This window comes from Bacillus sp. MSP13 (assembly GCF_000815295.1).
Lineage (GTDB): Bacteria > Bacillota > Bacilli > Bacillales > Bacillaceae > Bacillus > Bacillus vallismortis.
The window spans coordinates 396,640-422,866 of sequence record NZ_JXAQ01000004.1 but is presented as its reverse complement, the minus strand read 5'-3'; the positions used below and the strand labels follow the sequence as shown (position 1 = coordinate 422,866).

Genomic DNA, 26,227 nt, shown 5'->3' with positions numbered 1-26,227 from the left:
TTGCAAACAGTGGTAAAATATCGTTGGAAGCGTTTTTATTACATAATTTTGGACACATCGTTCGAAAGTTATTTTAAGATAGTGAATCAATCACTTGATTATCTAAGTTGGGGGTAATATTCAAATGTTTCAAAATAGTATGAAACAACGAATGAATTGGGAAGATTTTTACGGTCCGAACCTCGGCTATGCGCTGGAGCTTTACGATCAGTACACCCAGGATCCGAACAGCATTGACCCGGATCTAAAGGAAATGTTCGACGAGCTAGGTGCTCCGCCAAACGATATAAAAGAGGCCTCGGGAACAGAAGAAAAGGGACGTGTTACAGCCGATCTGATTCAAAAGATCGCAGCCGCAGTCAGACTTGCAGAAGATATCCGAACCTATGGCCATTTAAACGCTTCCGTCAATCCGCTCAGAAAGGATGGGAAAAAGAGCGAACTCTTTCCATTATCCGATTACGGGCTAACAGAAGAGGAAATAAAAGCAATACCTGCGTCAGTAATTTGCAAAGACGCTCCTAAAAACATTACGAACGGTTTAGAAGCCATTCAGTATTTACGAAATACGTATAAAAGAACGATCTCATTTGAATTTGACCACGTGCATGACTTCAAAGAGCGCGAGTGGCTGACAAAGATGATTGAATCTGGCGAGCTCTTTCAGAAGAACTCAGCTGAAAAGCTGTCGGCTGTGCTGGAAAGACTGACAGAAGTAGAGGGCTTCGAGCAGTTTTTACACCGCACATTCGTCGGACAGAAGCGTTTTTCCATTGAGGGTCTGGACGCACTTGTTCCAGTGCTGGATGACATTATTGCACAATCTGTCAAATCCGGTACGACAAGTGTCAACATCGGGATGGCGCACAGGGGGCGCCTGAATGTCTTGGCGCACGTGCTCGGCAAACCGTATGAAATCATTTTCTCCGAATTCCAGCATGCGCCGAACAAAGATCTTGTCCCGTCTGAGGGATCAATCGGAATCAGCTACGGATGGACAGGGGATGTCAAATACCATCTCGGGGCGAATCGGGAGCTTCAAGACGCCGCAACCAAATCAGCGCGCATTACGTTAGCAAACAACCCGAGCCATTTGGAATTTATCAACCCGATTGTTGAAGGCAGCACAAGAGCGGCACAGGAAACGAGAACACAAAGCGGATACCCTGTGCAGGACGAAACGAAATCGCTTGCCATTTTAATTCATGGAGACGCAGCATTCCCTGGGGAAGGAATTGTCGCTGAAACATTGAATTTAAGTTCTTTAAAAGGGTATCAAGTAGGCGGTGCGATTCATATTATCGCCAATAACATGATCGGATTCACAACAGAAAGCGCTGAATCAAGATCAACAAAATATGCCAGTGATCTGGCGAAGGGCTATGAAATTCCAATTGTCCACGTGAATGCGGATGATCCTGAAGCCTGTCTTTCAGCTGTTAAGTTTGCGGTAGAATACCGAAAAACATTCAACAAAGACTTTCTGATTGACTTGATCGGGTACAGACGCTACGGACATAACGAAATGGATGAGCCGTCTACCACTCAGCCAATGCTGTATGATGCTGTCAGAAAGCATCCGACCGTCAAACACATTTTCGCTGAAAAGCTTGTGAAAGAAGGCGTGCTTGATGAGGAAGTTGTTCAAAACATCGAAAAATCAGTAACGAAGCGCATTGAGGATGCTTATCAGAAAGTGCCGGCTAAAAAGGAACCGACCGCTACTGAAATTGAACTTCCAGAGCCTGTTTCAAACGGTTTTCCTGATGTGGACACATCCATTGATTTTGATGTGCTCCGCAAGCTGAATGGCGAATTGGTCAACTGGCCGGAGTCATTTAACGTTTTCGGCAAGCTTAAGCGCATTTTAGAAAGACGCGCCAAAGCGTTCGATGATGACAGAAAAGTGGAATGGTCTTTGGCAGAATCACTCGCATTTGCATCTATTTTAAAAGACGGAACACCGATTCGTTTAACAGGACAGGATTCTGAGCGCGGAACGTTCGCCCAAAGAAACCTTGTGCTTCATGACAGTGAGACGGGCGAAGAATTTGTGCCGCTTCATCACTTAACTGACTGCGAGACATCTTTTGCGGTTCATAATAGCCCGCTGTCTGAAGGATCGGTTCTCGGCTTTGAATATGGCTATAACGTGCATTCACCAGAAACGCTTGTCATGTGGGAAGCCCAGTACGGAGATTTTGCCAACGCTGCTCAAGTGTATTTTGACCAATTCATTTCTGCCGGACGCGCGAAATGGGGCCAAAAATCCGGATTAGTCATGCTTCTTCCGCATGGTTACGAGGGACAGGGGCCCGAGCACTCAAGCGGAAGAATCGAACGGTTCCTGCAGCTTGCGGCGGAAAACAACTGGACGGTTGCCAACCTGACAAGCGCCGCACAATATTTTCATATTTTAAGAAGACAGGCCAAAATGCTGCTTCGTGAAGAAATCAGGCCGCTTGTCATTATGACGCCAAAGAGCCTTCTCCGTAATCCGAATACGGTTTCGGAAGTGCAGGAGCTCAGCGAAAGCCGCTTCCAGCCTGTTTATGAACAGTCCGGACTTTCTCATGACTATGAAAAAGTAACCAGACTTGTATTATCCAGCGGGAAAGTGTCCATAGACATCAGCGACCATTTCAACAAGTTAGAAGACGGTAAAGAGTGGCTTCACATTGCGAGAATTGAACAGCTGTATCCATTCCCGGCAAAAGGAATCAAAGAATTATTTGCAAAACTTCCGAACCTGAAAGAAATCGTTTGGGTGCAGGAAGAACCGCAGAACATGGGGGCTTGGAGTTATATCAGCCCGTATTTGACAGAAATTGCACCAAAGGGAGTAGGCGTTCAATATATTGGACGAAGAAGACGATCCAGCCCTGCAGAAGGAGATCCGACAGTTCATAAAAAAGAACAGGAACGTATTGTATCTGATAGCTTGACTCGCAAAAACTAAGGGGGAAATGAAAAAATGGCGGAAATTAAGGTACCTGAATTAGCAGAATCAATCTCAGAAGGAACAATAGCCCAATGGTTAAAGCAGCCTGGTGACTATGTAGAACAGGGTGAATATCTGCTTGAACTAGAAACGGATAAAGTAAATGTTGAATTGACAGCAGAAGAATCGGGCGTACTTCAAGAGGTATTGAAAGATTCGGGTGATACCGTCCAGGTCGGAGAAATTATCGGTACGATTTCAGAAGGCGCGGGTGAAAGTTCTGCCCCTGCTCCTTCAGAGAAAGCTGAGAGCAAAGATAGCGAGAAAGAAGAGAAACAGGCTGAACCAGCGGCGCAAGAGGTGAGCGAGGAAGCGCAAACCGAAGCAAAATCCAGAACAATCGCTTCTCCTTCAGCCCGTAAGCTGGCTAGAGAAAAAGGGATTGACCTGTCTCAGGTTCCAACGGGAGATCCGCTTGGAAGAGTGCGCAAGCAGGATGTCGAAGCGTACGAAAAACCGGCATCAAAACCGGCTCCTCAGCAAAAGCAGAAGCCTCAAGCTCAAAAAGCACAGCAAAGCTTTGACAAACCTGTCGATGTGCAAAAAATGTCACGCCGCAGACAAACGATTGCAAAACGCCTTGTAGAGGTACAGCAGACATCAGCAATGCTGACTACGTTTAATGAAGTAGACATGACGGCTGTCATGAATCTCAGAAAACGCCGCAAAGATCAATTCTTTGAGCAAAACGAAGTGAAGCTCGGCTTTATGTCTTTCTTCACGAAAGCAGTCGTCGCTGCGCTGAAAAAATATCCGCTCTTGAATGCGGAAATTCAAGGCGATGAGCTCATCGTTAAGAAATTCTACGATATTGGGATTGCTGTTGCGGCTGAAGAAGGCCTTGTCGTTCCTGTTGTACGGGATGCGGATCGCCTGACATTTGCAGGAATCGAGAAAGAAATCGGCGAGCTTGCGAAAAAAGCAAGAAACAACAAATTAACCCTTGGCGAGCTTCAGGGCGGTTCCTTCACAATTACAAACGGAGGGACTTTCGGTTCACTGATGTCGACTCCGATTTTAAACAGCCCTCAAGTCGGTATACTGGGCATGCATAAGATTCAATTGCGCCCTGTCGCCATTGATGAAGAGCGTTTCGAAAACCGTCCGATGATGTATATCGCTTTATCTTATGATCACCGGATTGTTGACGGTAAAGAAGCGGTTGGTTTCTTAGTGACAATCAAAAATTTACTGGAAGATCCTGAACAGCTTTTATTAGAGGGATAATTAAAAAAGGGTACATCACGAAAAAAGTGATGTACCTTTTTTAATGATTTAAAGTGACAGATTGCTGTTAGATGCAGCTTGTTTCTTTTTTGCTTTTTTTGACCAGTACGTTGCAAGCATGGAGCCTGAAAGGTTATGCCACACACTGAACATCGCGCTAGGTACGGCAGATAGCGGTGCGAAATGAGCCGTGGCAAGTGCGGCCCCAAGTCCTGAATTTTGCATGCCGACTTCGATTGCAATCGCTTTTTGAGATGGATAATCCAATTTGAAAAGCTTTGCGCAAAGAAATCCAAGGATATAACCGATACCGTTATGCAGAATGACAACAGAAAAAATGAGCAGCCCAGATTGAAGCAGATGTTCCCGGTTGCCGCTGACGACAGCTGAGACAATCGCAACGATGCCAATGACAGAAACAAGGGGAAGGGCATGTATGGCTTTTTCCACTTGTTTTCTGAAAATCATTTTGACGATCACGCCTGCAATGATTGGAAATAACACAGCCTGCAAGATTGAAATAAATAAAGACCCCGGCGAGACAGGAAGCCATTCCTTGGCAAACACCATAATCAAAATCGGTGTTAAAACAGGCGCCAATAAGGTGGAAATTGTTGTAACAGCAACAGAAAGAGCCGTATTTCCTTTTGCTAAGAAAGTCATGACATTTGAGGCTGTGCCGCCAGGACAGCAGCCGACAAGAATAACACCCACTGCGATTTCTGCTGGAAGGTGCAGCCAAAATGCCAGACCGAAAGCAACAAGCGGCATGATGGTATACTGTAAAATCACCCCAACCATGACATGCCAAGGTTTTCTGAGGAGCTCTTTGAAATCACCGGCTTGCAGTGTAAGACCCATTCCAAACATGATAATGCCAAGAAGAATCGTAATATAAGAACTAATCCATGTAAAAAAAGACGGGAAAGAAAACCCCAGCACGGCAAAAACAATGACCCATATACCGAAGGTTTGTCCCGCGAAATGACTTATTTTTCTAATGATGTCCATCAAAACACTCCTTACACATTAATCAAGAACTTCAGCAGAAATTCTCACAGATTTTAAAGTATCCTCTTATTATAATTAATTTTCTGAATAATTCAATATCAGCAATTAAATTGTCTTTATGCGAATAACGATAAAAATATTATGTAAACTAAAGAAAATGTTCTTGACTATATAGGAGGATATTCTTACAATGAACCTTTATAATGGTTTGATAAATTAGGAGTGATAGGGTGAAGGAAGCAAATCAATGGTCTTCGAAGCTCGGCTTTATTTTGGCTGCGGCAGGATCAGCTATCGGGCTTGGTGCGATATGGAAATTTCCATATGTAGCGGGCACCAGCGGTGGAGGCGCATTTTTACTTATTTTTATTTTATTTACGGTTTTAATCGGACTGCCTTTATTGTTTGGTGAATTCATCATAGGCAGAAAAACACAGAAAGATGCCGTTCAATCCTATAAAACACTCGCTCCGGGGACGAAGTGGCATTGGATCGGTTATTTAGGCATGGCGACGTGCTTTATTCTTTTATCTTTCTACAGCGTCGTCGGCGGGTGGATTTTAATTTATATTACAAAAGGTTTTACTGGCGGTTTAACGGAAACATCTGGCTTTGATACGATATTTGCAAGTACAATTTCAAATCCTTATTTGGCTGTAGGAGGCCAACTGCTCTTTATGGTGGTGACCATTTTAGTAGTTGCCAAAGGGGTAAGCAGCGGAATTGAAAAAGCCAGCCAAGTGTTAATGCCGGCGCTTTTTATATTATTTCTCATATTAATGGTGCGTTCTGTCACACTTGATGGCGCGATGGAAGGGCTCAAGTTTTTCTTGATGCCCGACATAACAGCAATTGATGCCAATACGATTTTATATGCGATGGGCCAATCCTTTTTCTTATTAAGTGTCGGCGTATCTGTCATGGTAACGTATAGCTCTTATTTAGAGAAACAGGAAAATCTTGTGCAGTCTGCTGTATCCGTAACGGTATTGAACATGCTTGTTGCTGTCATGGCCGGAATTGCGATTTTTCCAGCTGTATTTTCATTCGGCCTCAAACCAGACCAAGGGCCTGTGCTGTTATTTAACGTGCTGCCGACTGTGTTTAATCAAATGCCGTTTGGAATTATCTTTTTATTAGCATTTTTAATTTTATTTTTATTTGCGGCACTCACATCCGCTTTTTCAATGCTGGAAATTCTGGTCGCAGTGCTTTCTAAAGGCGATGTCAATAAGAGAAAACGATTCGCTTGGGTAGGCGGGATTGCTATTTTTATTGTCGGTGTGCCGTCTGCACTATCATACGGTGTCTTAAGTGACGTTACTATTTTTCACTTGTCTATTTTTGATGCGGCCGACTATCTTGTGAGCAATATCTTAATGCCGTTAGGCGCGTTGTTGATTTCTATATTTGTTCCGTTAAAAATACCGAAACAGGATTTGTTTGACGAGCTAAAAAGCGGGTCCAACTTGAAACGAAAGTGGTTTGCGGTTTGGCTCCTGCTCATTCGTTATCTATCTCCTGTTGCCATCATCATCGTATTTTTGCATGTGATCGGCATTTTCTAAAACATGAGGCCCCCCGGAAAAGGGGGCTTTTTTTAATAGAGTTTCCAAACGACTTCTTTTGCCTGCTGGAAACGTTTTTCTGGCTCTCGCCAATCCACGACATTCCACCAGTGATCGACATAGCTCGCCCGGTCATTTTTATATTGCAAATAATACGCGTGTTCCCATACGTCAAGCGCTAAAAGAGGGATCACATCCCATTGGCTGAAGAGCTGGTGCTTTTCTGCGGCTAAAATCTCCAGCCGTCCCGACCGAGGCGCCCAGACCAGAATGGCCCAGCCGACACCCTCCACTTTTTTAGCGGCCTGAGTAAAATGTTCTTTAAAAGCGGAATAGCTTCCAAATGAAAGATCAATCATTTGGAACAATGCCCCGGTAGGACGCCGTTTTCCGTTTGGATGCATCGAAAACCAGAAAATGCTGTGCAAATAATGGCCTGCTCCATGGAATGCAAGCTCTCTTTCCCAATGAGTGATCAAGTCATAATTCTTTGATGCTCTTGCTTTTTTAAGCTCTGTTTCTGCTTTATTCAGGCCGTCAACATAGCTTTGGTGATGCTTCGTATGGTGAAGGACCATAATGTCGCGTGAAATATAAGGTTCTAAAGCGGAATATTTGTACGGAAGCTTCGGCAGCACATGTTTTCCTATAGGGACGTACGCGCGTCTTTCACTTGTATCCTCTGATTCTGTAATATCCCGATAAAGGGCAGCGGCCTGCTTATACCAATCATCTTCTGTTGTTTGGTCATCTTCCAATGCTGCAATCATCTTATCAATTTGATCTTCAAACTGATCAAGCTGTCCTCGCTTTTGAATCTGGTCCTTCAAGGCTTCACACCAATTGAACATTTCTGTTTGATAAGATTCACGTTTCATTTGCTGTCTCCTTTTCAATAGAATTCAAATATCTCCCGACAGCCTGCAAAGAGAATACATATGGATAACTGTGATAGCGGATATAAAATTGCTTTGGCAAGCCGATCCCTGTTGGATAAGCCAGACTATCGGCGCCATGAGAACCGCTGTCAGTAAGGTAATGCATACCTTTCACAACAGAGGGGTGTTCGGGATTTTCGTATGTGAGCAAAGCGTCTAAAGCCCAGGCCGTCTGTACAATTGTTCCTCTATTAAGCGGGACGTACGTTTTGACTTCGGCGCTTTTGCATGATTCTCCCCAGCTGCCATCATCTAGCTGAATGGATTTGAGCCAGCGAAGGCTCTTTTGTATCACAGGGTGCTTCCGGTCGACCCCGCAGGCATGCAGCCCCGTAAGAGCAGCCCATGTGCCGTAAATATAGCAAACCCCCCATCTCCCGTACCATGACCCATTTTGTTCTTGATGTTCGACAAGCCAGTTCACTGCGCGCTGAATAAGTTGATGTTTTTCTGTGAATCCGGCTTTTTCGCCTAAAAAGTGCAGCACACGTCCGGTAAGATCGGCGGTTGAAGGGTCAACTGCCGCGTCCTCGGCGGATTCAAGCGGGAGAAGGCGTATCAGAGGATGGTTCACATTTTTCTCAAAAGCTGAAAATCCGCCGTCATTGTTTTGCATCGATAATAGCCAAGATACTCCTCGCCCCCAAGCTAAAGGAGAATAACTGTGGGCGCTTTTAATACTGCAGCCGTATCGTCACAGTCAGGGTTGTTTGTATTGATGTTTGAAAATCCCCACCCGCCAGGAGCTGAACCCGGATTTTTGACAGACCAATCTGCTATTTTCGTATGCTGGCGTTTCAGCAAAAAGGCGGCTGCTTTTGCAATAGAGCCGTCAGTTTCAGTCACGCCGTTTTTTTGAAGAGCATAGCTGATCAGAGCTGTATCCCAAACAGTGGAAGTGGAGTTTTCCAGATAAGGAATCCCGCTGCACTGTGTCACTAACGATTTGATGCCTTTCAATGCCTTCTTTATGGCAGGCGAGTGCCGTGACACACCAAGTGACAGAAGGCTGTAAACCATAAATATGGTTGCGCTCGCATAGCTGTATAATGTTCCGTCTTTTTCAATACGGTCCAGCATATATGTTTTAGCTGTCTGTAAGCCCAACTGCTGAAAAGCAAATGGTGCATGAAAAATGTGTTCCCAATGTGACAAAATAGATGTGAGATCCCTTTCTTCAGAAGCATCAGATCGAAGCCAAGTGAATGGGTTTTTTGTCATGTGTGGATCGAGATGGCGCAGGGATGGAATGTTGCGGTTTTTAAGGATAAATCGCTGATTGAGTGTTACAGCCATAGGAGCGAAATGAATGCGGGCATAGGTGCTGAATTGGTAAAAATGAACCGGTAATGTTGGCGGGAGCGCCATGAGCGATAATGGTAAATACAATACAGGCCAAGGGTAGAGCCCGTTTGCGGCAAGCATCCATTTTGTCATAAAATGAACATGTCTCAGACCGCCATGTGAGATGATAAATTGTTCTGCCTTTTTCATAAGTGGGTCAGATCTAAGAAAACACCCTGAAGCCAGCATCCCGACATATCCTTGTACGGTAGCCGTTATATGTCCGCTCGATTCATCGGGGTAATTGATGAATGTGCCATCGGGCTGCTGTTTTTGGCGAATGCCGGCTGCAAGCGCTGATATCAGTTCTTTTTCATTCTCGCCTTCATCGAGTGAGGTGAGGAGCAAAATAAAAAATGAATTTGTCATGATTGGTCCTTCAAAACAAAATGTCCACGAACCGTCAGCATTTTGCCGGTCTTTTAACTCTAAAACGGTTTTCTTTTGAAAACGCCTGACATTCTCCTGAAGTGTGCCCATCACGCTCAACTCCTTCAGAAGCATATATATTCAGCGTTTCTAGCCGTCATTACAGAAAGAAAAAAACTGCTGGCTGGCAGCAGTTTTTTTGACATGCATGTTAGTCTTCGAGATGAATCCAGACACTTTTGACTTCTGTGTAGTTATCCAAGGCATATGAACCCATTTCACGTCCGAGCCCTGACTGTTTATAACCGCCAAACGGAGACGCCGCGTCAAATACATTATAGCAGTTCACCCAGACGGTTCCCGCTTGAAGGCGGTCCGCTATATAGTGGGCATGCTTGACGTTCTCAGTCCACAGTCCAGCCGCAAGTCCATATTCTGAATGATTTGCTCGCTCAATGACTTCATCGACTGTATCATACGGAATCGCAGTCAGCACCGGCCCGAAAATCTCTTCTTTTGCGATGGTCATCTCGTCTTCAACATTCGCAAACACTGTCGGTGCGACAAAATACCCTTCTTCAAAAGGGCAGCTTCCGCCAGTCACTGCTTTTGCCCCTTCGTCTTTGCCTTTTTGAATGTAGGAAAGAACGCGTTCGTGCTGTTCCTTGCTTACGAGAGGCCCGATTTGTGTATCCTTATGAAGTCCAGCTCCTTGGCGGAGTGATTCAGCATAGGATGCCATCTCATCAACAACTTGATCATATTGGTCTTTATGAATGAAAACGCGCGAACCCGCACAGCAGACTTGGCCCTGGTTAAACATCACACCGTTTAAAGCGCCTGGGATTGCTTTTTTCAAATTCGCATCAGGCAAAAGAATATTAGGTGATTTTCCGCCCAGCTCCAATGTAACCCGCTTAATGCTTTTCGCAGCGGTCGACATGATTTTCTTTCCGATTTCAGTGGAACCGGTAAAGGCAATTTTATCAACTGCTTCATGGTTCGTCAGCGCTTCTCCCGCATCCTCACCGAATCCCGGAATAATATTGATGACACCGTCAGGGAAGCCGGCTTCGTCAATTAACTCTGCCAAGTAAAGAGCTGAAAGCGATGTCTGTTCAGCCGGTTTGAGCACGATTGTACAGCCGGTTGCAAGAGCCGCACCCATTTTCCACATCGCCATCAGAAGCGGGAAATTCCATGGAATGATCTGGCCGACGACGCCGACAGGCTCATGGCGCGTATAATTAAAATAGGCGCCGGAAACCGGAATCGTCTGTCCAGTTATTTTTGTACACCAGCCGGCGTAATAGCGCATATGTTCAATAGCGAGCGGAATATCTCCATTCGTCGTTTCATTTATCGGTTTCCCGTTATCAAGCGTTTCAAGCTGAGCAAGTTCTGTTTTATGCTCTTCCATTAAGTCTGCCAGCTTATACATCAGTCTGCTTCTCGAAGCTGAAGACATGGTTCTCCATTCACCTTGGTCAAAGGCTTTGCGGGCAGCTTTAACCGCTTTGTCGACATCCGCAGCCTGGGCTTCATAAAGCGTTATCAAGGTTTCACCGGTCGCCGGATTGGGAGTGTCAAAGGTTGCCCCTGAGTCACTCGGAACAAACTTTCCATCAATGTACAGCTTCTTGGTTCCCTGTAAAAATGTCTCCAGCCTTTTCGTCACTTGCATCGTTAAAGAACTCATCCGTAACAAACCTCCAGTCATTTTTATGGTCTGTTTTGAGATTCTTGGTGATAGTACATTGATTCCTTGATTCAATAGCAGAAAGAAACGATGACATTTGCTGTAAGAGTAAGCGTATACAAACATTTTATAATAGAAAACAAGCCAAAATCAATGAATAACCGATATTGCAATTTACAAAAGAAAAAAGCTACAATAAGCTTATAGATATGAAAAGGAGATTTCATTTATGATTCATAACAATTGGTTAGAAAAAGAAACCATCAAAAAGGTAAAATGTGTCCAGACAAACGCAAAAAAATATATCGTGAACCGCGTGTTAACGCCGGGAACAGAATATGAAGTGAAAAACGAAACAGAGGAGTTTCTCTTTGTCATCGACAATACGAATAAAGTCGGCGGCTATTATAAAGAATACTTCGAGGAGATGTAATGCCTGATTTCTTAAAGGATTAGCCAGAAAAAAGATTGAAATCAAAAACCGCAGCCCAGCTGCGGTTTTTTCTTTGGCTAAAACAGGAAAAATAAAACAAAATCAATAACTTGATTTAAAAAAATATTGCTGAATATTGAAACTTTTTTCTTTACACGTGCGTATTACTTGATAACAACAGCACAAAAGGCGAAAAACACATCAAAAATTTGAAAAATGTAATCTGTTCGTAATGGTTTAAATGTGTTCTATGTCGTATTCTTATATAGGGATAAAGGACTTATTTTTAAGTAATGAATGATAAAACAAATAGATAAATGCAGAAAGAGGGGTTCTTCATTGGGTATTTTTTCTGTTAACAGATCAACGGACGCAAAGAAGCTTGAAGCTTTGCTCGTTGAGGGGGAAAGAATAGAATCGATTTATAAGCTCCGGGTTGACCAAATTTGCTTTACAAATAAACGGATTATTTTCTTTGACAATAAGATGTTTTCTAAAAAGAAGGTTCGTGTATTTCTTCCATATAAAACAATTGAAAGCTTTGCGATCCAAGAAGCGGGCATGTTTGATCCAGACACTGGACTTTTATTGATGACAAGAAGCAAAACCTTTGAATTAGAATTTGCGAAAGACACCGATTTAAGTGAAGTTCAAGCTGTGCTGACAAAGCACTTATGCAGTTGAATATTTGATGAGCCAGCCGTTCAAAAATGGTTAGGCTTTTTTTTATGAAAAAACAGAGCAGAGTGCACATACCGTGTACGGCAAGAGGAGAAATAAAGAAAACCTAAACCTTTCATAATCGCCGATGGTCACAATCCGTAAACAAGCACCAGCTCTCCTTTGCATCAAAGTTCCCATGTTTGACAGGGGCCAAAACGGGAAACAGGATAGAAAGGAGAGGATACATATGACACTGACAAAAGAACAAAAACAGCATCTCTACCATAAATTACTCGATATGCAAAAGGAATTGTCTGGCGGGCAAAAGGAAACAGAATCAATGACGGAAGAAGTGGGGGAGCTAACGAACGGAGTTGACAACCATATGGGGGATCACGGCACACTTGTCACAGACCGGATGACAGACCAAACGGTGAGAGAAATTGACCGGGAGCTTTTAGATGAGGTCAATCATGCGTTACAAAAAATGAAAGACGGAAGGTATGGAGTGTGTGAAAAAACGGGCCGAGACATCCCTTATGAAAGGCTTGAAGCCGTTCCCTATGCAAGAATGACAGTAGAAGCTCAAGCAGATACGGAGGATGATTTGGAGACAGATGCTCCGTCATTTGAAAGAGAGTTTCACGAACAGGTAGAAGATTTATCCAATGAAGAAACAGTTGATCAAAAAAGTTCACAAACGTATGAAATTTTGGATCGAGAACAAGATTCGAAGTGAAAATGGCTAGCAAGTACACCAATAGTAGATGTACTTGCTTTTTTTTGAAATAAATCTCACATTCAAAATAAAGTGATTGACTTCGGGTGGAAAAGAAAGTAACATACTATTTGTAAGTAAATATAAAAAGTTTACCGGGAGGAATACAAATGTCTACAGTATTATTTGTAAAATCAAGCGATCGTACAGCTGAAGAGGGCGTTTCAACTAAACTTTACGAAGCTTTCTTAGCTGCCTATAAAGAAAACAACCCTGCTGATGAAGTGGTTGAATTAGATCTTCATAAAGAAAACCTTCCTTACCTTGGAAGAGATATGATTAACGGAACTTTTAAAGCTGGTCAAGGAATGGACATGACAGAAGAAGAGAAAAAACAAGCAGCAATCGCTGACAAATATCTCAATCAGTTTGTAAAAGCTGACAAAGTTGTTTTTGCATTCCCGCTTTGGAACTTCACAGTGCCGGCAGTGCTTCATACTTATGTTGATTACCTGTCTCGTGCAGGCGTTACATTCAAATACACACAAGAAGGGCCAGTTGGTTTAATGGGCGACAAAAAAGTTGCGCTTCTTAACGCGCGCGGCGGCATTTACTCTGAAGGACCAATGGCTGCACTTGAAATGTCATTAAACTTCATGAAAACAGTTCTTGGTTTCTGGGGCGTTCAAGACTTGCACACAGTTGTCATCGAAGGACATAACGCAGCGCCTGATCAAGCGCAAGCAATTGTTGAAAAAGGATTACAAGAAGCAAAAGATCTTGCTGCAAAATTCTAATGAAGCTGAAACTCCTATCGTTGCGATAGGAGTTTTTTGTTCACATAAGAAAGTGATCATTCCTCGTGGCGGAATAGGTTGTTTTTCTTATTGTAATATATTTTGTGTTTGTCGAATCGTCAGATATAATAGCGAAAAATCAGTTTTTATTGCTGGAAAAAGTTTTTCTAAACAATTGTTCTGAGCTCTTGATAAAAATCGACTGATGGTGTACTATATAAAAGAAGCTACTTTGTGCGTATTGTTAATTAAGTTTTAACCTTTAAGCTGTAATAGGGAGTTTTATATCGAAGCCGGAATGTCATGCCTCCAGTGTAGAGGACGACAGGAACGCTTCTGCAAACACCCACTTTGAGGAGTGGTGGTTTAAAACTTTCTTACTTGCATACGGCAAGACGTAGCGAAAGCCATTTCCTTTTTGGAAATGGCTTTTTATTTTATCTAAATAGGTTTGATATCGTGAAAATTCAATTTCAGTGTGAAAGAAATGAAGGGCGATTTTTTATGATATGATAGGAGAAATTCAAGAAAAAGCGAGGTTTACACGTTATGTTACATAGAGCCCAATCCCTTCTGGCTCATTATTTTGGCTACGAAAAGCTTCGCAACGGCCAAGAAGAAGCGATCCGCTCGGTGACGGAAGCGAGGCAAAACACAGCCTGCATTATGCCGACGGGAGGAGGCAAATCAATTTGCTATCAAATTCCCGCCCTGATGTTTGAAGGAACGACGATTGTCATTTCGCCGTTGATTTCCTTGATGAAGGATCAAGTCGATGCGTTAGAAGAAGCGGGGATCAGCGCCGCCTATATCAACAGCACACAATCCAACCAGGAAATATATGAGAGGCTGAACGGGATTAAAGAAGGGGCTTATAAACTCTTTTACATTACACCGGAGCGATTAACATCCCCTGAGTTTATTCGGATTTTACAGGGGATTGATGTGCCCTTAGTCGCAATAGACGAGGCACACTGTATTTCTCAATGGGGACACGATTTCAGGCCAAGCTACAGGAATATTGAAATATTGTTCCGAGAATTACATGATAAACCTGTCATCATGGCATTAACAGCAACGGCAACACCCGAGGTCCATGAGGATATCTGCAAACAGCTTCATATTCATAAAGAAAATACGGTCTATACCGGATTTTCCCGTGACAATCTAACGTTTAAAGTAGCAAAAGGAGAAAATAAGGGCCGTTTTATTGATGAATATGTGCAGCAAAACAAACATGAAGCAGGCATTATTTATACAGCGACCCGAAAAGAAGCTGATCGGATTTATGAGAAACTGAAACGAAACCAGATTCGTGCAGGGCGGTATCACGGGGGCTTGGCTGACGATGTGAGAAAAGAGCAGCAGGAGAGGTTTCTTAATGATGAGCTGCAGGTTATGGTGGCAACCTCTGCTTTTGGAATGGGCATTGATAAATCAAATATAAGATTTGTGTTGCATGCCCAAATTCCGAAAGATATGGAGAGCTACTATCAAGAGGCTGGACGAGCTGGGCGGGACGGTCTTGAAAGCGAATGTGTTCTCCTGTTTTCGCCGCAAGATATTATGGTGCAGCGTTTTTTAATTGAACAATCAGAACATGAAGAGAAACAAAAGCAGGATCTAAAAAAACTGAGACAAATGGTCGACTATTGTCACACGGAAGATTGTCTCCAGCGTTTTATTCTTATGTATTTCGGAGAAAAGGAGCCTGATGCGTGCGGACAGTGCGGGAACTGCACCGATACAAGGACGGCCCATGACGTGACGCGAGAGGCGCAAATGGTCTTATCGTGTATCATTCGCATGAAAGAACGATTTGGCAAGATGATGGTTGCCCAGGTGCTGGCCGGGTCTAAAAATAAAAAAGTTCTTGAAAACGGCTTTACCGATCTCTCAACATACGGGATATTAAAACATCAATCAGTAGGGGAAATCAGTGACTTTATCGAATTTCTGATTTCTGACGATTTCATTAGGATGTCAGATGGAACATTTCCGACTCTTATAGTCAGCAGTAAAGGAAGGAATGTACTGAGAGGGGAGTTATCTGTAACAAGAAAAGAAGCAATAAAAGCGGCTGCGATTACTGAAAATGATGCACTGTTTGAGCGTCTGCGTATGGTTCGCAAAGAAATTGCAGCAGAGCAGGGGGTTCCGCCATTTGTCGTTTTCTCTGACCAAACATTAAAAGAAATGTCAGGCAAACAGCCTGTAAATGACGAGGAACTTTTGTCAATAAAAGGAGTCGGTGAACAAAAAAGAGTAAAATACGGCCGGCTTTTTTTACAGGAAATACAAGCTTATGCAAGAGTGACAGACTAAAAAAATAGGAAATCAACCTTTTTTTCTATAAAAAACACATTTTATTTTCTCTTTTTCGCCTCAAATGAAAACGACTTATGAAGCCTATGATACCAAGGGTTCAGCAAGTCTTTCCAGCCGAGAGAAATCCTTCATGTAAAGGAACTGTAATCTAAATCATATCTTTTTGTTATTGATTTGACATTTACGTGTGTTACGATAGCACCTGTTAGCCGCCAATAAAAAGCTAACAAGGGAGGATTTACTTATGAAGAAGACGATTATGTCCTTTGTAGCAGTTGCTGCACTTTCATCAACTGCATTCGGAGCTCACGCTTCTGCAAAAGAAATCACGGTGCAAAAGGGTGATACGCTCTGGGGAATCTCTCAGAAAAACGGAGTGAACCTAAAGGACTTAAAAGAATGGAACAAGTTAACTTCTGATAAAATCATTGCAGGAGAAAAACTGACCATTTCTTCAGAAGAAACAACCACTACTGGGCAATATACAATTAAAGCGGGAGACACGCTGACAAAGATTGCTCAACAATTCGGAACGACAGTCAACAACCTGAAAGTTTGGAATAATTTAAGCTCTGACATGATCTATGCTGGATCAACACTATCAGTAAAAGGTCAGGCGACAGCAGCAACTGCGGTTACTGAGAATACGCAAACAAGCGCACCTCAAACTGAAGCAAAACAAGAAGCTGTGCAAAAAGAGCAACCTAAACAACAACCAAAACAAGAAACAAAGGCTGCAGCAGAAACTTCTGTTCCTACAGAAGAAAAGGCTGTTCAATCAAATACAAATCATCAAGAAGCTTCAAAAGAACTAACAGTTACGGCTACTGCTTATACTGCTAACGACGGCGGCATTTCCGGCGTTACAGCAACAGGCATTGACTTAAACAAGAACCCAAACGCGAAAGTCATCGCGGTTGATCCTAATGTGATTCCTTTAGGTTCTAAAGTCTATGTTGAAGGCTACGGTGAAGCAACAGCAGGAGATACTGGCGGCGCTATTAAAGGAAATAAAATCGACGTATTTGTACCAAATAAAAGTGATGCATCCAATTGGGGCGTCAAAACTGTAAATGTAAAAATCTTAAACTAATCATATAGATTGTGATAAAAGACGCAAGCTCTTTGCTTGTGTCTTTTTCGTTTTGTTTAGCTATGTTTCTATCTTATGCTGATAAAAGAAAAGCGCTCCTGATGTTTTTCGCGTGTGAAAAATGGGTAGATGGTATATGTCCCTGTCATCTAACTATATGCAGAAGGAGTTGCTGACTGTTGCTTTGGATTATTGTATCTTTTCTGATTATCAATATTGGGATATTTCTATTTTCATGGCGGAGAACAAAGGAGGTCAACTTGCAATCGTCCGATGGATATTTCCTCGGGGGAAGGAGTCTTACTGCGTTATATATCGGAAGTTCGCTGCTGTTAACCAATTTATCAACCGAGCAGATGGTTGGGTTAAACGGACAAAGCTATGCAGGGTCCATGACAGCGATGTCTTGGGAAGCGAGTGCGCCGCTTGCATTAATTTTTCTGGCACTTGTCTTATTGCCCCGTTATTTAAAAACAGGAATTACTACCATACCTGATTTTCTAGAGAAGCGGTTTGACCAAAGAACAAGGCAGATCGTTTCCGTGCTGCTTATTATCGGATACGCTGTTTCATTTCTGCCGACAGTACTGTATTCAGGGGCTCTTGTGTTGAATCAAGTATTCCGCATTACAGAGACATTTGGCATCAGTACATTTATGGCTGTCTTGCTGATATCCTTAATCATTGGCGTAACGAGCTGCTGTTATATCTTTTTCGGCGGATTGAAAGCCGCTGCATCAGCGGATGCCATATACGGAATCGGATTAATTTTAGGCGGTTTTTTTATTGTAGTATTAGGTGTTCTTGCAGTCGGGCAGGGCAGCTTTGGGGGCGGAGTTGCGCAACTGACCACTCTACATACGGAAAAACTCAATTCAATTGATATCAGCAATTCGGCAGATGTGCCGTGGCCAACGATTTTAACAGGGCTTTTAGTGAACAATCTCTTTTACTGGGCTGTTAACCAAGCGATCGTTCAGCGGACATTAGGAGCGAAAAATCTAGCTGAAGGACAAAAGGGCGCTCTTTTAGCAGGTTTCTTTAAACTGATTGGCGTGTTTTATTTAGTCGTGCCTGGAGTGATTGCCTTTCATTTATATGGAGGCGGCATTGGAAATGCTGACAGTGTATATCCTCGGCTGATCGTCGATTTATTGCCTGCATCGCTTACCGGTGTATTTGCCGCTATTTTATTCGGAGCGATTTTAAGCTCGTTCAACGGCTCTCTGAACAGTACCATTACGTTGTTTACTCTGGATATATACAAACCGGTATTTAAGCCTCATGCAGATGAAGCTGATCTCGTCAAAACAGGACGGATTTTTGTCGCGGTTCTCGGGCTCGTTTCGATTGTCATTGCGCCTTTTATTTTATATGCGCCATCAGGGCTGTACAACTATCTTCAAGAGATGTTCGGATTTTTTAATGTTCCGATATTAGCGGCGATTGTCATTGGATTCTTTACAAAAAAAGTGCCGGCTTTAGCTGTGAAAATAGCAATACCAGCCCATATTGTTTTATACGGCTTATCAAAAATCTATTTAGGGCACATTCATTTTCTATACATCCTTGCCGTGCTCTTTCCATTTTCAGTGGCTGTGATGCTTCTGACAGGAAAGCTGTATCCGAGGGAAACGGATTATAAGCTTGATCACAACCCGCAAGTGGATGTCACATCTTGGAAACACGTAAAACTGGCGTCAGGCATCATTTTGATTCTAGTTGCGGCGACGTATCTTTTGTTTTCACCATGGGGAATTGCGGGTTAGCAAAAAGGATCTTGGCATTTGCCAAGATCCTTTTTATTTAAACCAGCCTTTCTCCTTTGAGCGGGTAATGGCTTCTATTCGGTTTTTGACTTCAAGTTTGTCTAGAATCATTGAGATATAATTTCGAACTGTCCCGCTTTTGATGCTGAGCTCCTGAGCGATTTCTTTTGTGTTTTTACCGTCAGCGACAAGTTCGAGCACTTCTTTTTCTCTGTCTGTAAGAGGATTAGCTTCGCTGTATATGTCTTCCATCAACTCAGGTGCATAAATGCGTTTTCCGTTCATGACGCTTCGGATGGCGCTCGCGAGCTCTTCGCTCGGGCTGTCTTTCAACAAATAGCCCTTAACGCCAGCTTTAATGGCTCTCTGAAAGTAGCCGGGTCTGGTAAAAGTGGTTAAGATCATAATGTTGCAGCCTGTATTTTTTAACTCCTCAGCAGCTTCAAGCCCCGTTTTTCCAGGCATTTCTATGTCCATGATGCATACATCAGGCTGATGTGTTTTGACAAAATCAACAGCATCTTGACCGTTTGTCCCTTTGCCGACGACTTCCATATCATCTTCTAAATTCAGAAGTGATCCTAAAGCGCCTAAGAGCATTTGCTGATCTTCCGCAATAAATATTTGAATCATGTAAGTCATCCTTTTTTGTTTATTTAGAGTTATTAGGAATTGACATGGTAAGCGTGGTGCCGTTTTTTGTATCAATGTGAAGGTGTCCGTTTGCGAATTCAAGACGTTCTCTCATGCCAAGCAGGCCATGTCCTTTTGAAAAGTACTTCTCTTCACCTTGAAATGTTCCATCGTCAGTCACTGTAATGACAACTTCCTTCCAGAGCTGCTGAATGTCGACTCGGCAGTTCTTAGCTTGGCTGTGTTTGACGACATTAGTGACAGCTTCTTTTAAGCACATGCTCAATATGTTTTCATTAAGCAATGAGATATTCTTTGGCAATTGATCTTCCTCGTAGATAAATGTAATGCCGGCTGCTTCAAGAATTTGTTTAATGTTTATGATTTCATCCTTGAGCCGGATGCCTTTCATGGAAGATACGATTTTTCTGACTTCATTTAAAGACGTTCTCGCTGTTTGCTGAACGCTTTTCAGTTCACGTGTTGCTTGTTCAGGATCTTTGTATATCAATTTTCTCGCCAAGTCGCTTTTTAAACCGATGAGAGACAGCTTTTGCCCTAGTGTGTCGTGGAGGTCACGGGCAATTCGCTGCCGCTCTTCTAATTTCACCAGCTCAGCAATCCGTTCATTTGCATCCTCCAGTTTTTCTTCCAGTCGTTCGCGTTCCTTGCGGCTTCTGATACTGAAGGGCAATAAAATCGCGCTAATGAGGGTAATGACGACAAAAGGGATCTGAGTCAGAAAGAATTCTTTTTTTAATACGAGGCTAAAATTGGCTGCAACGGCTGCGCTTATTAAATGGACGTAATATAAAATATGAAAAGGGACACGTTCTTTTATGTTTCCAATAAAATACGCGATAAAAAAAGCAAAATAAATATAACTGAAAAGCGTAATCGAGGCGGTTGAAATGCCGATTAATAAAAACGCCCACAAATAAATGGACCAGCCTTTTGAAACAAAAGCAAATCGATATACCGAAAAAAACAAAAGCGTCAAAATGATGCCGATGATGATAACAAATGTAGATGATGATTTCCATATAAAGTAGAAGGGGAGGATGAAAAATATCGTCCATATATAGGGCGTAATCCCGTTTAGTTTTTGAAATGTAAAATGCTTTTTAATCATGATATTCCCTCATTTTCAGCTTTTCATCTTACATGTAACTTTATCATTGCGAAAGCTAGAATGCACCCTTGAATAATAAAAAGGAAGCCTTCTTGTGTATAAGAGAAGACCTCCTTCATCATCAGGCGTTCCGCAGCTTTTGTTTTTCTGTTGAATCAGGCGGAAGGCTGGAAGGGATATGTTTGATATCCCGAAATGATACAAATTGTTTTTTATCTTCATCCCAAAGGCGAAATGCAAGTGATTGCAAACTCGTTTTTAAGGTGATGGTCGGTACGTTTTTTAATGGCTCATGATGTTCATGTGCAACTTCAAGCTTATAGTTAGGCACCTTGGGGCTCAAATGGTGTACGTGGTGGTACCCGATATTTCCTGTGAGCCATTGAAGCAGTTTCGGGAGTTTGTAAAATGAACTGCCTTCCACAGCTGCCTGCACGTAACTCCAATTTTCATCCGCTTCAAAGTAAGAATCTTCAAAGGTATGCTGCACATAAAAGAGCCATACACCGATTGAGCCTGAGATCAGAAAAATAGGGCCTTGCACCAGTAAAAACGATTGCCAGCCAAAGATCAGGCAGCAAACAGCAGCCAATGCCGCGATTGCCAGATTCGTAAGGTATGTGTTAACACGCTCCTTACGTCTTGCCCCTTTTTTGTTAAAACGGTTCGTAATCAGAAAAACATAAATCGGTCCGAGAATAAACATGACAAACGGATTTCTATAAAGTCTGTATGCAAGTTTTGTCCGTCTGGATGCAGCTTGATATTCGTTTACAGTTAACATCCAGATGTCTCCTGTTCCGCGTTTATCCAGATTGCTGCTTGTCGCATGATGAATCGAATGGCTGTGCTGCCATTGAAGATAAGGGAATAGAGTCAGGACACCCGTCACAAAACCGAGTATGTGGTTATAGCGCTTTTGTTTGAAAAATGATTGATGGCAGCAGTCATGGAAGATGATAAAGATTCTTGTCAAAAATCCTGCGGCAATCACTGTTAATGCTATCGTAAGGAGATAGGAGACATTGAGGCACAGATAAGCAAGAAACCATAAACCAAAGAAAGGAATAAACGTGTTCGAAAGCTGAATCAGGCTGTTTTTTGTTTCGGGCTTAGCAAAAGCAGCGACTTGCTTGGTCAGCTGTTTTTGTTTTTGCGCAGTGGTTTGTTCAGTCATAGTAAGTATCCTCTCATTGTGTGTCTCGGTTAAGTATACGTGAATGAGAGAAGTTCTTTGTAGTAGCACACATCATGCATCATATATGACATTTGTCATGGCTCCTCGTGCGGTTTCCGTGAATGAATGTTTGCTGACGTTAGTTTGTAGAGTTAGTGTTTATTTTTAAAAAATATTGTACTTTTAAATCTGTATATCAAATTAGATGTTATCGTGATTTTCAGAGCAATACGGGCGTCTCTGATATGATGAATAATAAGCAGACAATGAGCCCGCTTTTCCTCAAAACATCCTCAAAACTCCAAATCCTATACAAAACAAACAGGCTACCAGAGTAACTAAATATTCAGTCTTTCTACCAGATTTCAAAAGAACAACTGATCGAACGCTAATATTGATCCCAAACAATATCAGAACAAAGTTCAAATACCATGGATTAAGTCCAGATGGAATAATCAACAGAATTATTCCAATAATGGTGAGAAAGTGAATTGTTTTCCTGAATTTTAAAGAATGATCTTTGCTCACAGTACCACCTCCTGTAGTTTGATGTGATTTAATAAAATTATTTATTTTTCAAAAGTAGAGTATCATTTAGGAGAAACTTATAAATCAGCATTAGCAACAAATATTTTTAATCAGTTTGTCATTTTTTACAGATTTAGCTTTAGGCTCAATTGTTGTAATTGCAACCGCAATGATCGGAGCAATTACAACTCATTATTCTCAGTTTATGGGACTAGAAAAAACAAACAATAACAAGGGGAAATATAAAAGGATTGGATGGTAATAATGAGTTAAACGTACATAAAAGTAACCCATTTGAAGGTGATGAATTTTAGTTACTGATTGAGACAAACAACTAGCTGAAAAAGATTGTAAAAGAGATTTACAAGCTGCTTAATGTTTGTCGATCCATATTCGTGATGTATCCCCGATTGCTTCTATCCTGCATGTTCCCCCTATAGGAAACGTGGCAATTGGTGTGGTGTGGCCGGCATTTATATTTGCGATGATTGGGAGGCCGGATAATTCTTTTTTTGTTCCAATCATGGCTTTTACCTGCTCCATTGGTACATTGGATGCTTTTTGAAATCGGCCGATCAAAATCGCCTTCACATGACAAAAAGCGGGGAGGTGGATGAGCGATTGCAGATCACGGTCAAACATATGGATGTCTGACATATGATCATCTTCAATCAATAAGATGGAATTCTCTGTTTCAGGAAAATACGCCGTTCCCTGCAGCAAATTAAGTGTGCATAGGTTTCCGCCAATCAAGGTGCCTTCCGCAAAGCCCTCTTGGATCACAACCGGGCCTTCATGAGGATAAAAGCGCCTGTTTTCTTGATCCAAATACCAGCGATCATCGCTCCATTCGCCAGAAGGGTGCACCTCAAACGGACTATCCGAAGCGCAGCAAGAAAGAAAATACTCTTTTGTATAGTCGAGCCCTTTTTTCATTGCGAATGTTGAGAAGTGGGGGCCTGAATACGTAACAAGGCCCGTTTTTTGATAAATGGCGTTGCAAAGAGCCGTGATATCGGAATACCCGCACAGAATTTTTGGATGCTGTTTGATTTTATCGTAATCAAGATAGTGCAGCAGCTGATTTGAATTGAAACCGCCGAGTGTCGTTAAAATCGCTTTGACACCTGGATCGAAAAAGGCAGCGTGCAGATCATGGACTCTTGATTCAATAGAGGATGAATCAAATTCGTTACATTCATTTGCGTGTTCAGCGATGGTTACCCGATAACCTAATCGTTCTAACGCCGTTTTTGCTTGAACTTTTGTTTCATTTGATAATAGAGACATGCTGGTCGCGGGAGACACGATCCGGATTTCGTCTCCCTTTTTCAGTTTTGAGGCGTACATAGACTCCTCCAACAATGGTTTTACACCATTAGAGCACATCTTGGTTCATTCTTCCAGACCTTTTTACAAATCAACCCACTTAATGCTGCCTGATTGTGTATCATGATCAATGCATACTGTAAATTGATGTTTTTCATAAAAATGAATCAGCCGGTCTACATGATTCCAATCCCGTTTGGCAATGTCCCCGGTGACTTTTGGGATATTGTGGTCTCTGGCGATATCTTTTATATATTTCATGCAAATGGAACCAAACCCGTGATTCGGAGGGCCTTTTATGTCGCCGATATGAATGGCATCTTCCTTGTAGGTCGCTACAAGTGAAAAACAGTCTCTTCCTCTATAAGCCGTTTTACAATCAGTAAGCATAATTTTGCATGTTTGGCCATCATCAATCGAGGAAACAATCATCCATTCTTCATGTTTCGATTGATCAATACCAAGCACTTTGGCATCTTTAGATAGATCCTTCATATTCTCCTGCATGCGGTAAATTTGAAATTCTAAGTCATGCAGTTCTTCCTCTAGTTCTTCGCGATTTTTTTCTTTAACAGTAAACAAGACCAAACTCCTTTCAATCAACCATTTTAGAAACACAGTTACCAATTGTATTAGATGAAAGGGGCATCTGTAAATAACAAATCCATTATTAGTAGAAATTAGCGCAAAGTAAGGTTTGATTGATTCTAAGAGAGGAAAAAGAAAACTAACTTGTTGAAAAAGGAGGAATTGGAATGGCGATTGATTCATTGATTAAGAAATTACAGTATGTACAATTGGAACCACCCGATAAAATTCTCTCCCTATATCTCAATACAGACATGAGAGATCCCGAGCAGCAGGGGGGAGAATGGAAGATTTCCCTAAAGTCAGGGTTTGGCCGATTAAAAGAGTATTTGGCAGCAAGTGATCCAGAGGAAGGGAAGTGTCTGGAAGGGATCAGAACGAAGATTGATCAATATCTTAATGAAATGGGGAAGGACATGCCCCGAAGTCTTGTGTTTTTTGTTTCCGATAGCGGCATATGGGAAGCAATAAAGCTGCAAATCCCTGTAGCAACAAGATTTTACTGGGAAGAAACAGCTATACTGGATCAGTTGAAGGATTTGCGTCAAACGTACCCAAGCACTGCATTTATTTTAACGCAGCAGCATGAAGTGAAAATTATTGAAACCGTTTTAGGCAAAATTGAGGCGGTTGAGCATTATGAGTATGATATCATCAATGAGTCTTGGGAGAATCGCCATTCCTCTGCAGAAAAAGCGGTGCCGTTTGAAGAGGATCGAATGAGGGAACATGTAACGGAAAACCAAACAAGACTGTATAAGCGGCTGGCTGCCAACCTTGATCAAAAAGCAGCCGCGAAAAGATGGGAACGAATGGTCATCGCCGGTGATAAAGAAACAGCGGATATATTGGATCAGCATATGAATAAACCGATTCATTCGAAAATCCAAAAGAACCTGTTGAATGAAAATGAACATAAAGCGGTTGAGCATTTAATCAAAGAGGCGTGAAATCGAACAGGGCCGGGGCTGCAAGCTGCCGGCCTTTGAAGTGTGTCTAATTTCTGACGAAGCATTCGAAAACGTTGACAACCTCTTTGAATTTGCATACGATTTGGATAGTCAGTACAAATAGGAGAGATCATCAAATGAACCAAACAGAAAATAAACCTAAAAATTATACGGGGATTGTCCTTACGCTGACAGTTCTGATTAACGGTTTAATCGCAGTGCTGTTTTTTATGCCTAAATTAGACCAGTTCAGCCATGCGAATATTCACATTTTGCCAATGCTGAATGCGATATTCAACAGCTTTACGTTTATCTTTTTATTGGCCGCGCTGATGATGATTAAACAGAAAAATATTAAAGCTCATAAACGCTTTATTCTAGCAGCTTTCACAACAACATTATTATTTTTGGTTTGTTATGTTGTTTACCATTCGATCGCGGAGAATACGCTGTATGGCGGGGAAGGTATCATGCGTCCGATTTACTTCTTTATCTTAATTTCGCATATCGTCCTTTCTGTAGTCATTGTGCCACTTGCGCTGTTTACACTGATCAGAGGCTTCAGCATGCAGGTCGAGCGCCATAAAAAAATAGCCAGATGGACAATGCCTTTGTGGCTGTATGTAAGTCTTACAGGCGTTATTGTATATCTGATGATATCACCTTATTATTAAAAGCCATACTCAGTATGGCTTCAGATTGTTGACAAAGTCATAAAACGGTTTTCGTTTTATGACTTTGTCATCTTTTCAGCGTGATTGAAAAACCCTTGAAGTCTAGGAAGGGCGAGCATCGGAGCACAGCGAATGTAGATATTCGTGAGCACCGACGCGCAGGCCTGACAACGAATGCGAGGGTTTGTCGACACGCTGAAGCCATACTCAGTATGGCTTTTTTGTGCTTGTAGACATGCCAAAAGCCCAAATAGTTGG

20 protein-coding genes, 1 other RNA gene and 1 pseudogene are annotated in these 26,227 nt (G+C 42.2%); 13 read left to right on the top strand and 9 right to left on the bottom strand.

Features of this window, described 5'->3' with window-relative positions; all coding sequences use genetic code 11:
* The first annotated feature begins 124 nt into the window (after nt 1–124).
* The gene (gene sucA, locus SC79_RS05380; RefSeq protein WP_039074181.1) at nt 125–2,959 is read left to right on the top strand and encodes a 2-oxoglutarate dehydrogenase E1 component; all 2,835 of its coding nucleotides are present in this window, start codon (nt 125–127) and stop codon (nt 2,957–2,959) included.
* A gap of 15 nt (nt 2,960–2,974) precedes the next feature.
* The gene (gene odhB, locus SC79_RS05375) at nt 2,975–4,228 is read left to right on the top strand and encodes a 2-oxoglutarate dehydrogenase complex dihydrolipoyllysine-residue succinyltransferase (RefSeq protein WP_039074180.1); all 1,254 of its coding nucleotides are present in this window, start codon (nt 2,975–2,977) and stop codon (nt 4,226–4,228) included.
* A gap of 48 nt (nt 4,229–4,276) precedes the next feature.
* Here odhB and SC79_RS05370 read toward each other — a convergent pair whose 3' ends face one another.
* Complete coding sequence (locus SC79_RS05370) at nt 4,277–5,239, bottom strand: bile acid:sodium symporter family transporter (protein WP_039074179.1); 963 nt, start codon at nt 5,237–5,239, stop codon at nt 4,277–4,279.
* Between the two features lie 230 nt (nt 5,240–5,469).
* Here SC79_RS05370 and SC79_RS05365 point away from each other — a divergent pair, with 230 nt between their 5' ends.
* Complete coding sequence (locus SC79_RS05365; RefSeq protein WP_039074178.1) at nt 5,470–6,807, top strand: sodium-dependent transporter; 1,338 nt, start codon at nt 5,470–5,472, stop codon at nt 6,805–6,807.
* A gap of 32 nt (nt 6,808–6,839) precedes the next feature.
* Here SC79_RS05365 and SC79_RS05360 read toward each other — a convergent pair whose 3' ends face one another.
* The 3 genes and pseudogenes from SC79_RS05360 to dhaS all read right to left on the bottom strand — a co-directional run bounded on the left by SC79_RS05360 (nt 6,840) and on the right by dhaS (nt 11,157).
* Nucleotides 6,840–7,685, bottom strand: coding sequence for a superoxide dismutase (locus SC79_RS05360; protein WP_010331304.1), 846 nt, complete (start codon nt 7,683–7,685; stop codon nt 6,840–6,842).
* Nucleotides 7,675–9,569, bottom strand: a pseudogene (locus SC79_RS05355) (terpene cyclase/mutase family protein). The gene SC79_RS05360 and the pseudogene SC79_RS05355 overlap by 11 nt, the downstream one beginning before the upstream one ends.
* Nucleotides 9,570–9,669: 100 nt before the next feature.
* A complete protein-coding gene (gene dhaS, locus SC79_RS05350) occupies nt 9,670–11,157 on the bottom strand; it encodes an aldehyde dehydrogenase DhaS (protein ID WP_039074177.1) in 1,488 nt (495 codons plus the stop codon).
* Nucleotides 11,158–11,386: 229 nt separating this feature from the next.
* On the opposite strand from dhaS, the gene SC79_RS05345 reads away from it, so the two are divergent.
* The 8 genes from SC79_RS05345 (at nt 11,387) to SC79_RS05315 (ending at nt 18,958) form a co-directional block, all read left to right on the top strand.
* Nucleotides 11,387–11,590 (top strand): DUF6501 family protein, encoded by a 204-nt coding sequence (locus tag SC79_RS05345; protein WP_039074176.1) that lies wholly within the window; start codon nt 11,387–11,389, stop codon nt 11,588–11,590.
* A 339-nt stretch (nt 11,591–11,929) separates the two neighbouring features.
* Nucleotides 11,930–12,274, top strand: a complete 345-nt coding sequence (locus tag SC79_RS05340; RefSeq protein ID WP_010331300.1) for a PH domain-containing protein — start codon at nt 11,930–11,932, stop codon at nt 12,272–12,274.
* 226 nt (nt 12,275–12,500) lie between these two features.
* Nucleotides 12,501–12,992: a TraR/DksA family transcriptional regulator gene (locus SC79_RS05335; RefSeq protein ID WP_039074175.1), complete on the top strand. Its 492-nt coding sequence runs from the start codon at nt 12,501–12,503 to the stop codon at nt 12,990–12,992.
* A gap of 149 nt (nt 12,993–13,141) precedes the next feature.
* The gene (gene azoJ, locus SC79_RS05330) at nt 13,142–13,768 is read left to right on the top strand and encodes an FMN-dependent NADH-azoreductase AzoJ (RefSeq protein ID WP_010331298.1); all 627 of its coding nucleotides are present in this window, start codon (nt 13,142–13,144) and stop codon (nt 13,766–13,768) included.
* A 221-nt stretch (nt 13,769–13,989) separates the two neighbouring features.
* Nucleotides 13,990–14,176: non-coding RNA, 6S RNA (ssrS, locus tag SC79_RS20430), on the top strand.
* A 141-nt stretch (nt 14,177–14,317) separates the two neighbouring features.
* Nucleotides 14,318–16,093, top strand: a complete 1,776-nt coding sequence (gene recQ / locus SC79_RS05325; RefSeq protein WP_039074174.1) for a DNA helicase RecQ — start codon at nt 14,318–14,320, stop codon at nt 16,091–16,093.
* Nucleotides 16,094–16,340: 247 nt separating this feature from the next.
* Nucleotides 16,341–17,189 (top strand): LysM peptidoglycan-binding and 3D domain-containing protein, encoded by an 849-nt coding sequence (locus SC79_RS05320; RefSeq protein WP_010331296.1) that lies wholly within the window; start codon nt 16,341–16,343, stop codon nt 17,187–17,189.
* Between the two features lie 179 nt (nt 17,190–17,368).
* Nucleotides 17,369–18,958, top strand: a complete 1,590-nt coding sequence (locus tag SC79_RS05315; protein ID WP_039074173.1) for a solute:sodium symporter family transporter — start codon at nt 17,369–17,371, stop codon at nt 18,956–18,958.
* Between the two features lie 33 nt (nt 18,959–18,991).
* On the opposite strand, the gene desR is transcribed toward SC79_RS05315, so the two are convergent.
* From desR to SC79_RS05285, 5 genes are all read right to left on the bottom strand, one after another.
* Nucleotides 18,992–19,591 carry a two-component system response regulator DesR gene (gene desR, locus SC79_RS05310; RefSeq protein ID WP_039074172.1) on the bottom strand — a complete coding sequence of 200 codons (600 nt, stop codon included), beginning with the start codon at nt 19,589–19,591 and terminating at the stop codon, nt 18,992–18,994.
* 19 nt (nt 19,592–19,610) lie between these two features.
* A complete protein-coding gene (gene desK / locus SC79_RS05305; RefSeq protein WP_039074171.1) occupies nt 19,611–20,723 on the bottom strand; it encodes a two-component sensor histidine kinase DesK in 1,113 nt (370 codons plus the stop codon).
* 121 nt (nt 20,724–20,844) lie between these two features.
* Nucleotides 20,845–21,900, bottom strand: a complete 1,056-nt coding sequence (gene desE, locus SC79_RS05300) for a fatty acid desaturase DesE (RefSeq protein WP_039074170.1) — start codon at nt 21,898–21,900, stop codon at nt 20,845–20,847.
* A 900-nt stretch (nt 21,901–22,800) separates the two neighbouring features.
* Nucleotides 22,801–23,778, bottom strand: coding sequence for a S66 family peptidase (locus SC79_RS05290; RefSeq protein ID WP_039074168.1), 978 nt, complete (start codon nt 23,776–23,778; stop codon nt 22,801–22,803).
* A 63-nt stretch (nt 23,779–23,841) separates the two neighbouring features.
* The gene (locus tag SC79_RS05285; protein ID WP_039074167.1) at nt 23,842–24,339 is read right to left on the bottom strand and encodes a hypothetical protein; all 498 of its coding nucleotides are present in this window, start codon (nt 24,337–24,339) and stop codon (nt 23,842–23,844) included.
* Nucleotides 24,340–24,512: 173 nt separating this feature from the next.
* Here SC79_RS05285 and SC79_RS05280 point away from each other — a divergent pair, with 173 nt between their 5' ends.
* A complete protein-coding gene (locus SC79_RS05280) occupies nt 24,513–25,295 on the top strand; it encodes a VLRF1 family aeRF1-type release factor (protein ID WP_039074166.1) in 783 nt (260 codons plus the stop codon).
* Between the two features lie 137 nt (nt 25,296–25,432).
* Entirely contained in the window at nt 25,433–25,969 is a 537-nt protein-coding gene (locus SC79_RS05275; RefSeq protein WP_039074165.1) for a DUF420 domain-containing protein, read from the top strand.
* Nucleotides 25,970–26,227: the final 258 nt, after the last annotated feature.

Coding starts and splice junctions, on each gene's coding strand:
- sucA (WP_039074181.1), top strand. CDS start 125: ATGTTTCAAAATAGTATGAAACAACGAATGAATTGGGAAGATTTTTAC.
- odhB (WP_039074180.1), top strand. CDS start 2,975: ATGGCGGAAATTAAGGTACCTGAATTAGCAGAATCAATCTCAGAAGGA.
- SC79_RS05370 (WP_039074179.1), bottom strand. CDS start 5,239: ATGGACATCATTAGAAAAATAAGTCATTTCGCGGGACAAACCTTCGGT.
- SC79_RS05360 (WP_010331304.1), bottom strand. CDS start 7,685: ATGAAACGTGAATCTTATCAAACAGAAATGTTCAATTGGTGTGAAGCC.
- dhaS (WP_039074177.1), bottom strand. CDS start 11,157: ATGAGTTCTTTAACGATGCAAGTGACGAAAAGGCTGGAGACATTTTTA.
- SC79_RS05345 (WP_039074176.1), top strand. CDS start 11,387: ATGATTCATAACAATTGGTTAGAAAAAGAAACCATCAAAAAGGTAAAA.
- SC79_RS05335 (WP_039074175.1), top strand. CDS start 12,501: ATGACACTGACAAAAGAACAAAAACAGCATCTCTACCATAAATTACTC.
- azoJ (WP_010331298.1), top strand. CDS start 13,142: ATGTCTACAGTATTATTTGTAAAATCAAGCGATCGTACAGCTGAAGAG.
- recQ (WP_039074174.1), top strand. CDS start 14,318: ATGTTACATAGAGCCCAATCCCTTCTGGCTCATTATTTTGGCTACGAA.
- SC79_RS05320 (WP_010331296.1), top strand. CDS start 16,341: ATGAAGAAGACGATTATGTCCTTTGTAGCAGTTGCTGCACTTTCATCA.
- desR (WP_039074172.1), bottom strand. CDS start 19,591: ATGATTCAAATATTTATTGCGGAAGATCAGCAAATGCTCTTAGGCGCT.
- desK (WP_039074171.1), bottom strand. CDS start 20,723: ATGATTAAAAAGCATTTTACATTTCAAAAACTAAACGGGATTACGCCC.
- desE (WP_039074170.1), bottom strand. CDS start 21,900: ATGACTGAACAAACCACTGCGCAAAAACAAAAACAGCTGACCAAGCAA.
- SC79_RS05290 (WP_039074168.1), bottom strand. CDS start 23,778: ATGTACGCCTCAAAACTGAAAAAGGGAGACGAAATCCGGATCGTGTCT.
- SC79_RS05280 (WP_039074166.1), top strand. CDS start 24,513: ATGGCGATTGATTCATTGATTAAGAAATTACAGTATGTACAATTGGAA.
- SC79_RS05275 (WP_039074165.1), top strand. CDS start 25,433: ATGAACCAAACAGAAAATAAACCTAAAAATTATACGGGGATTGTCCTT.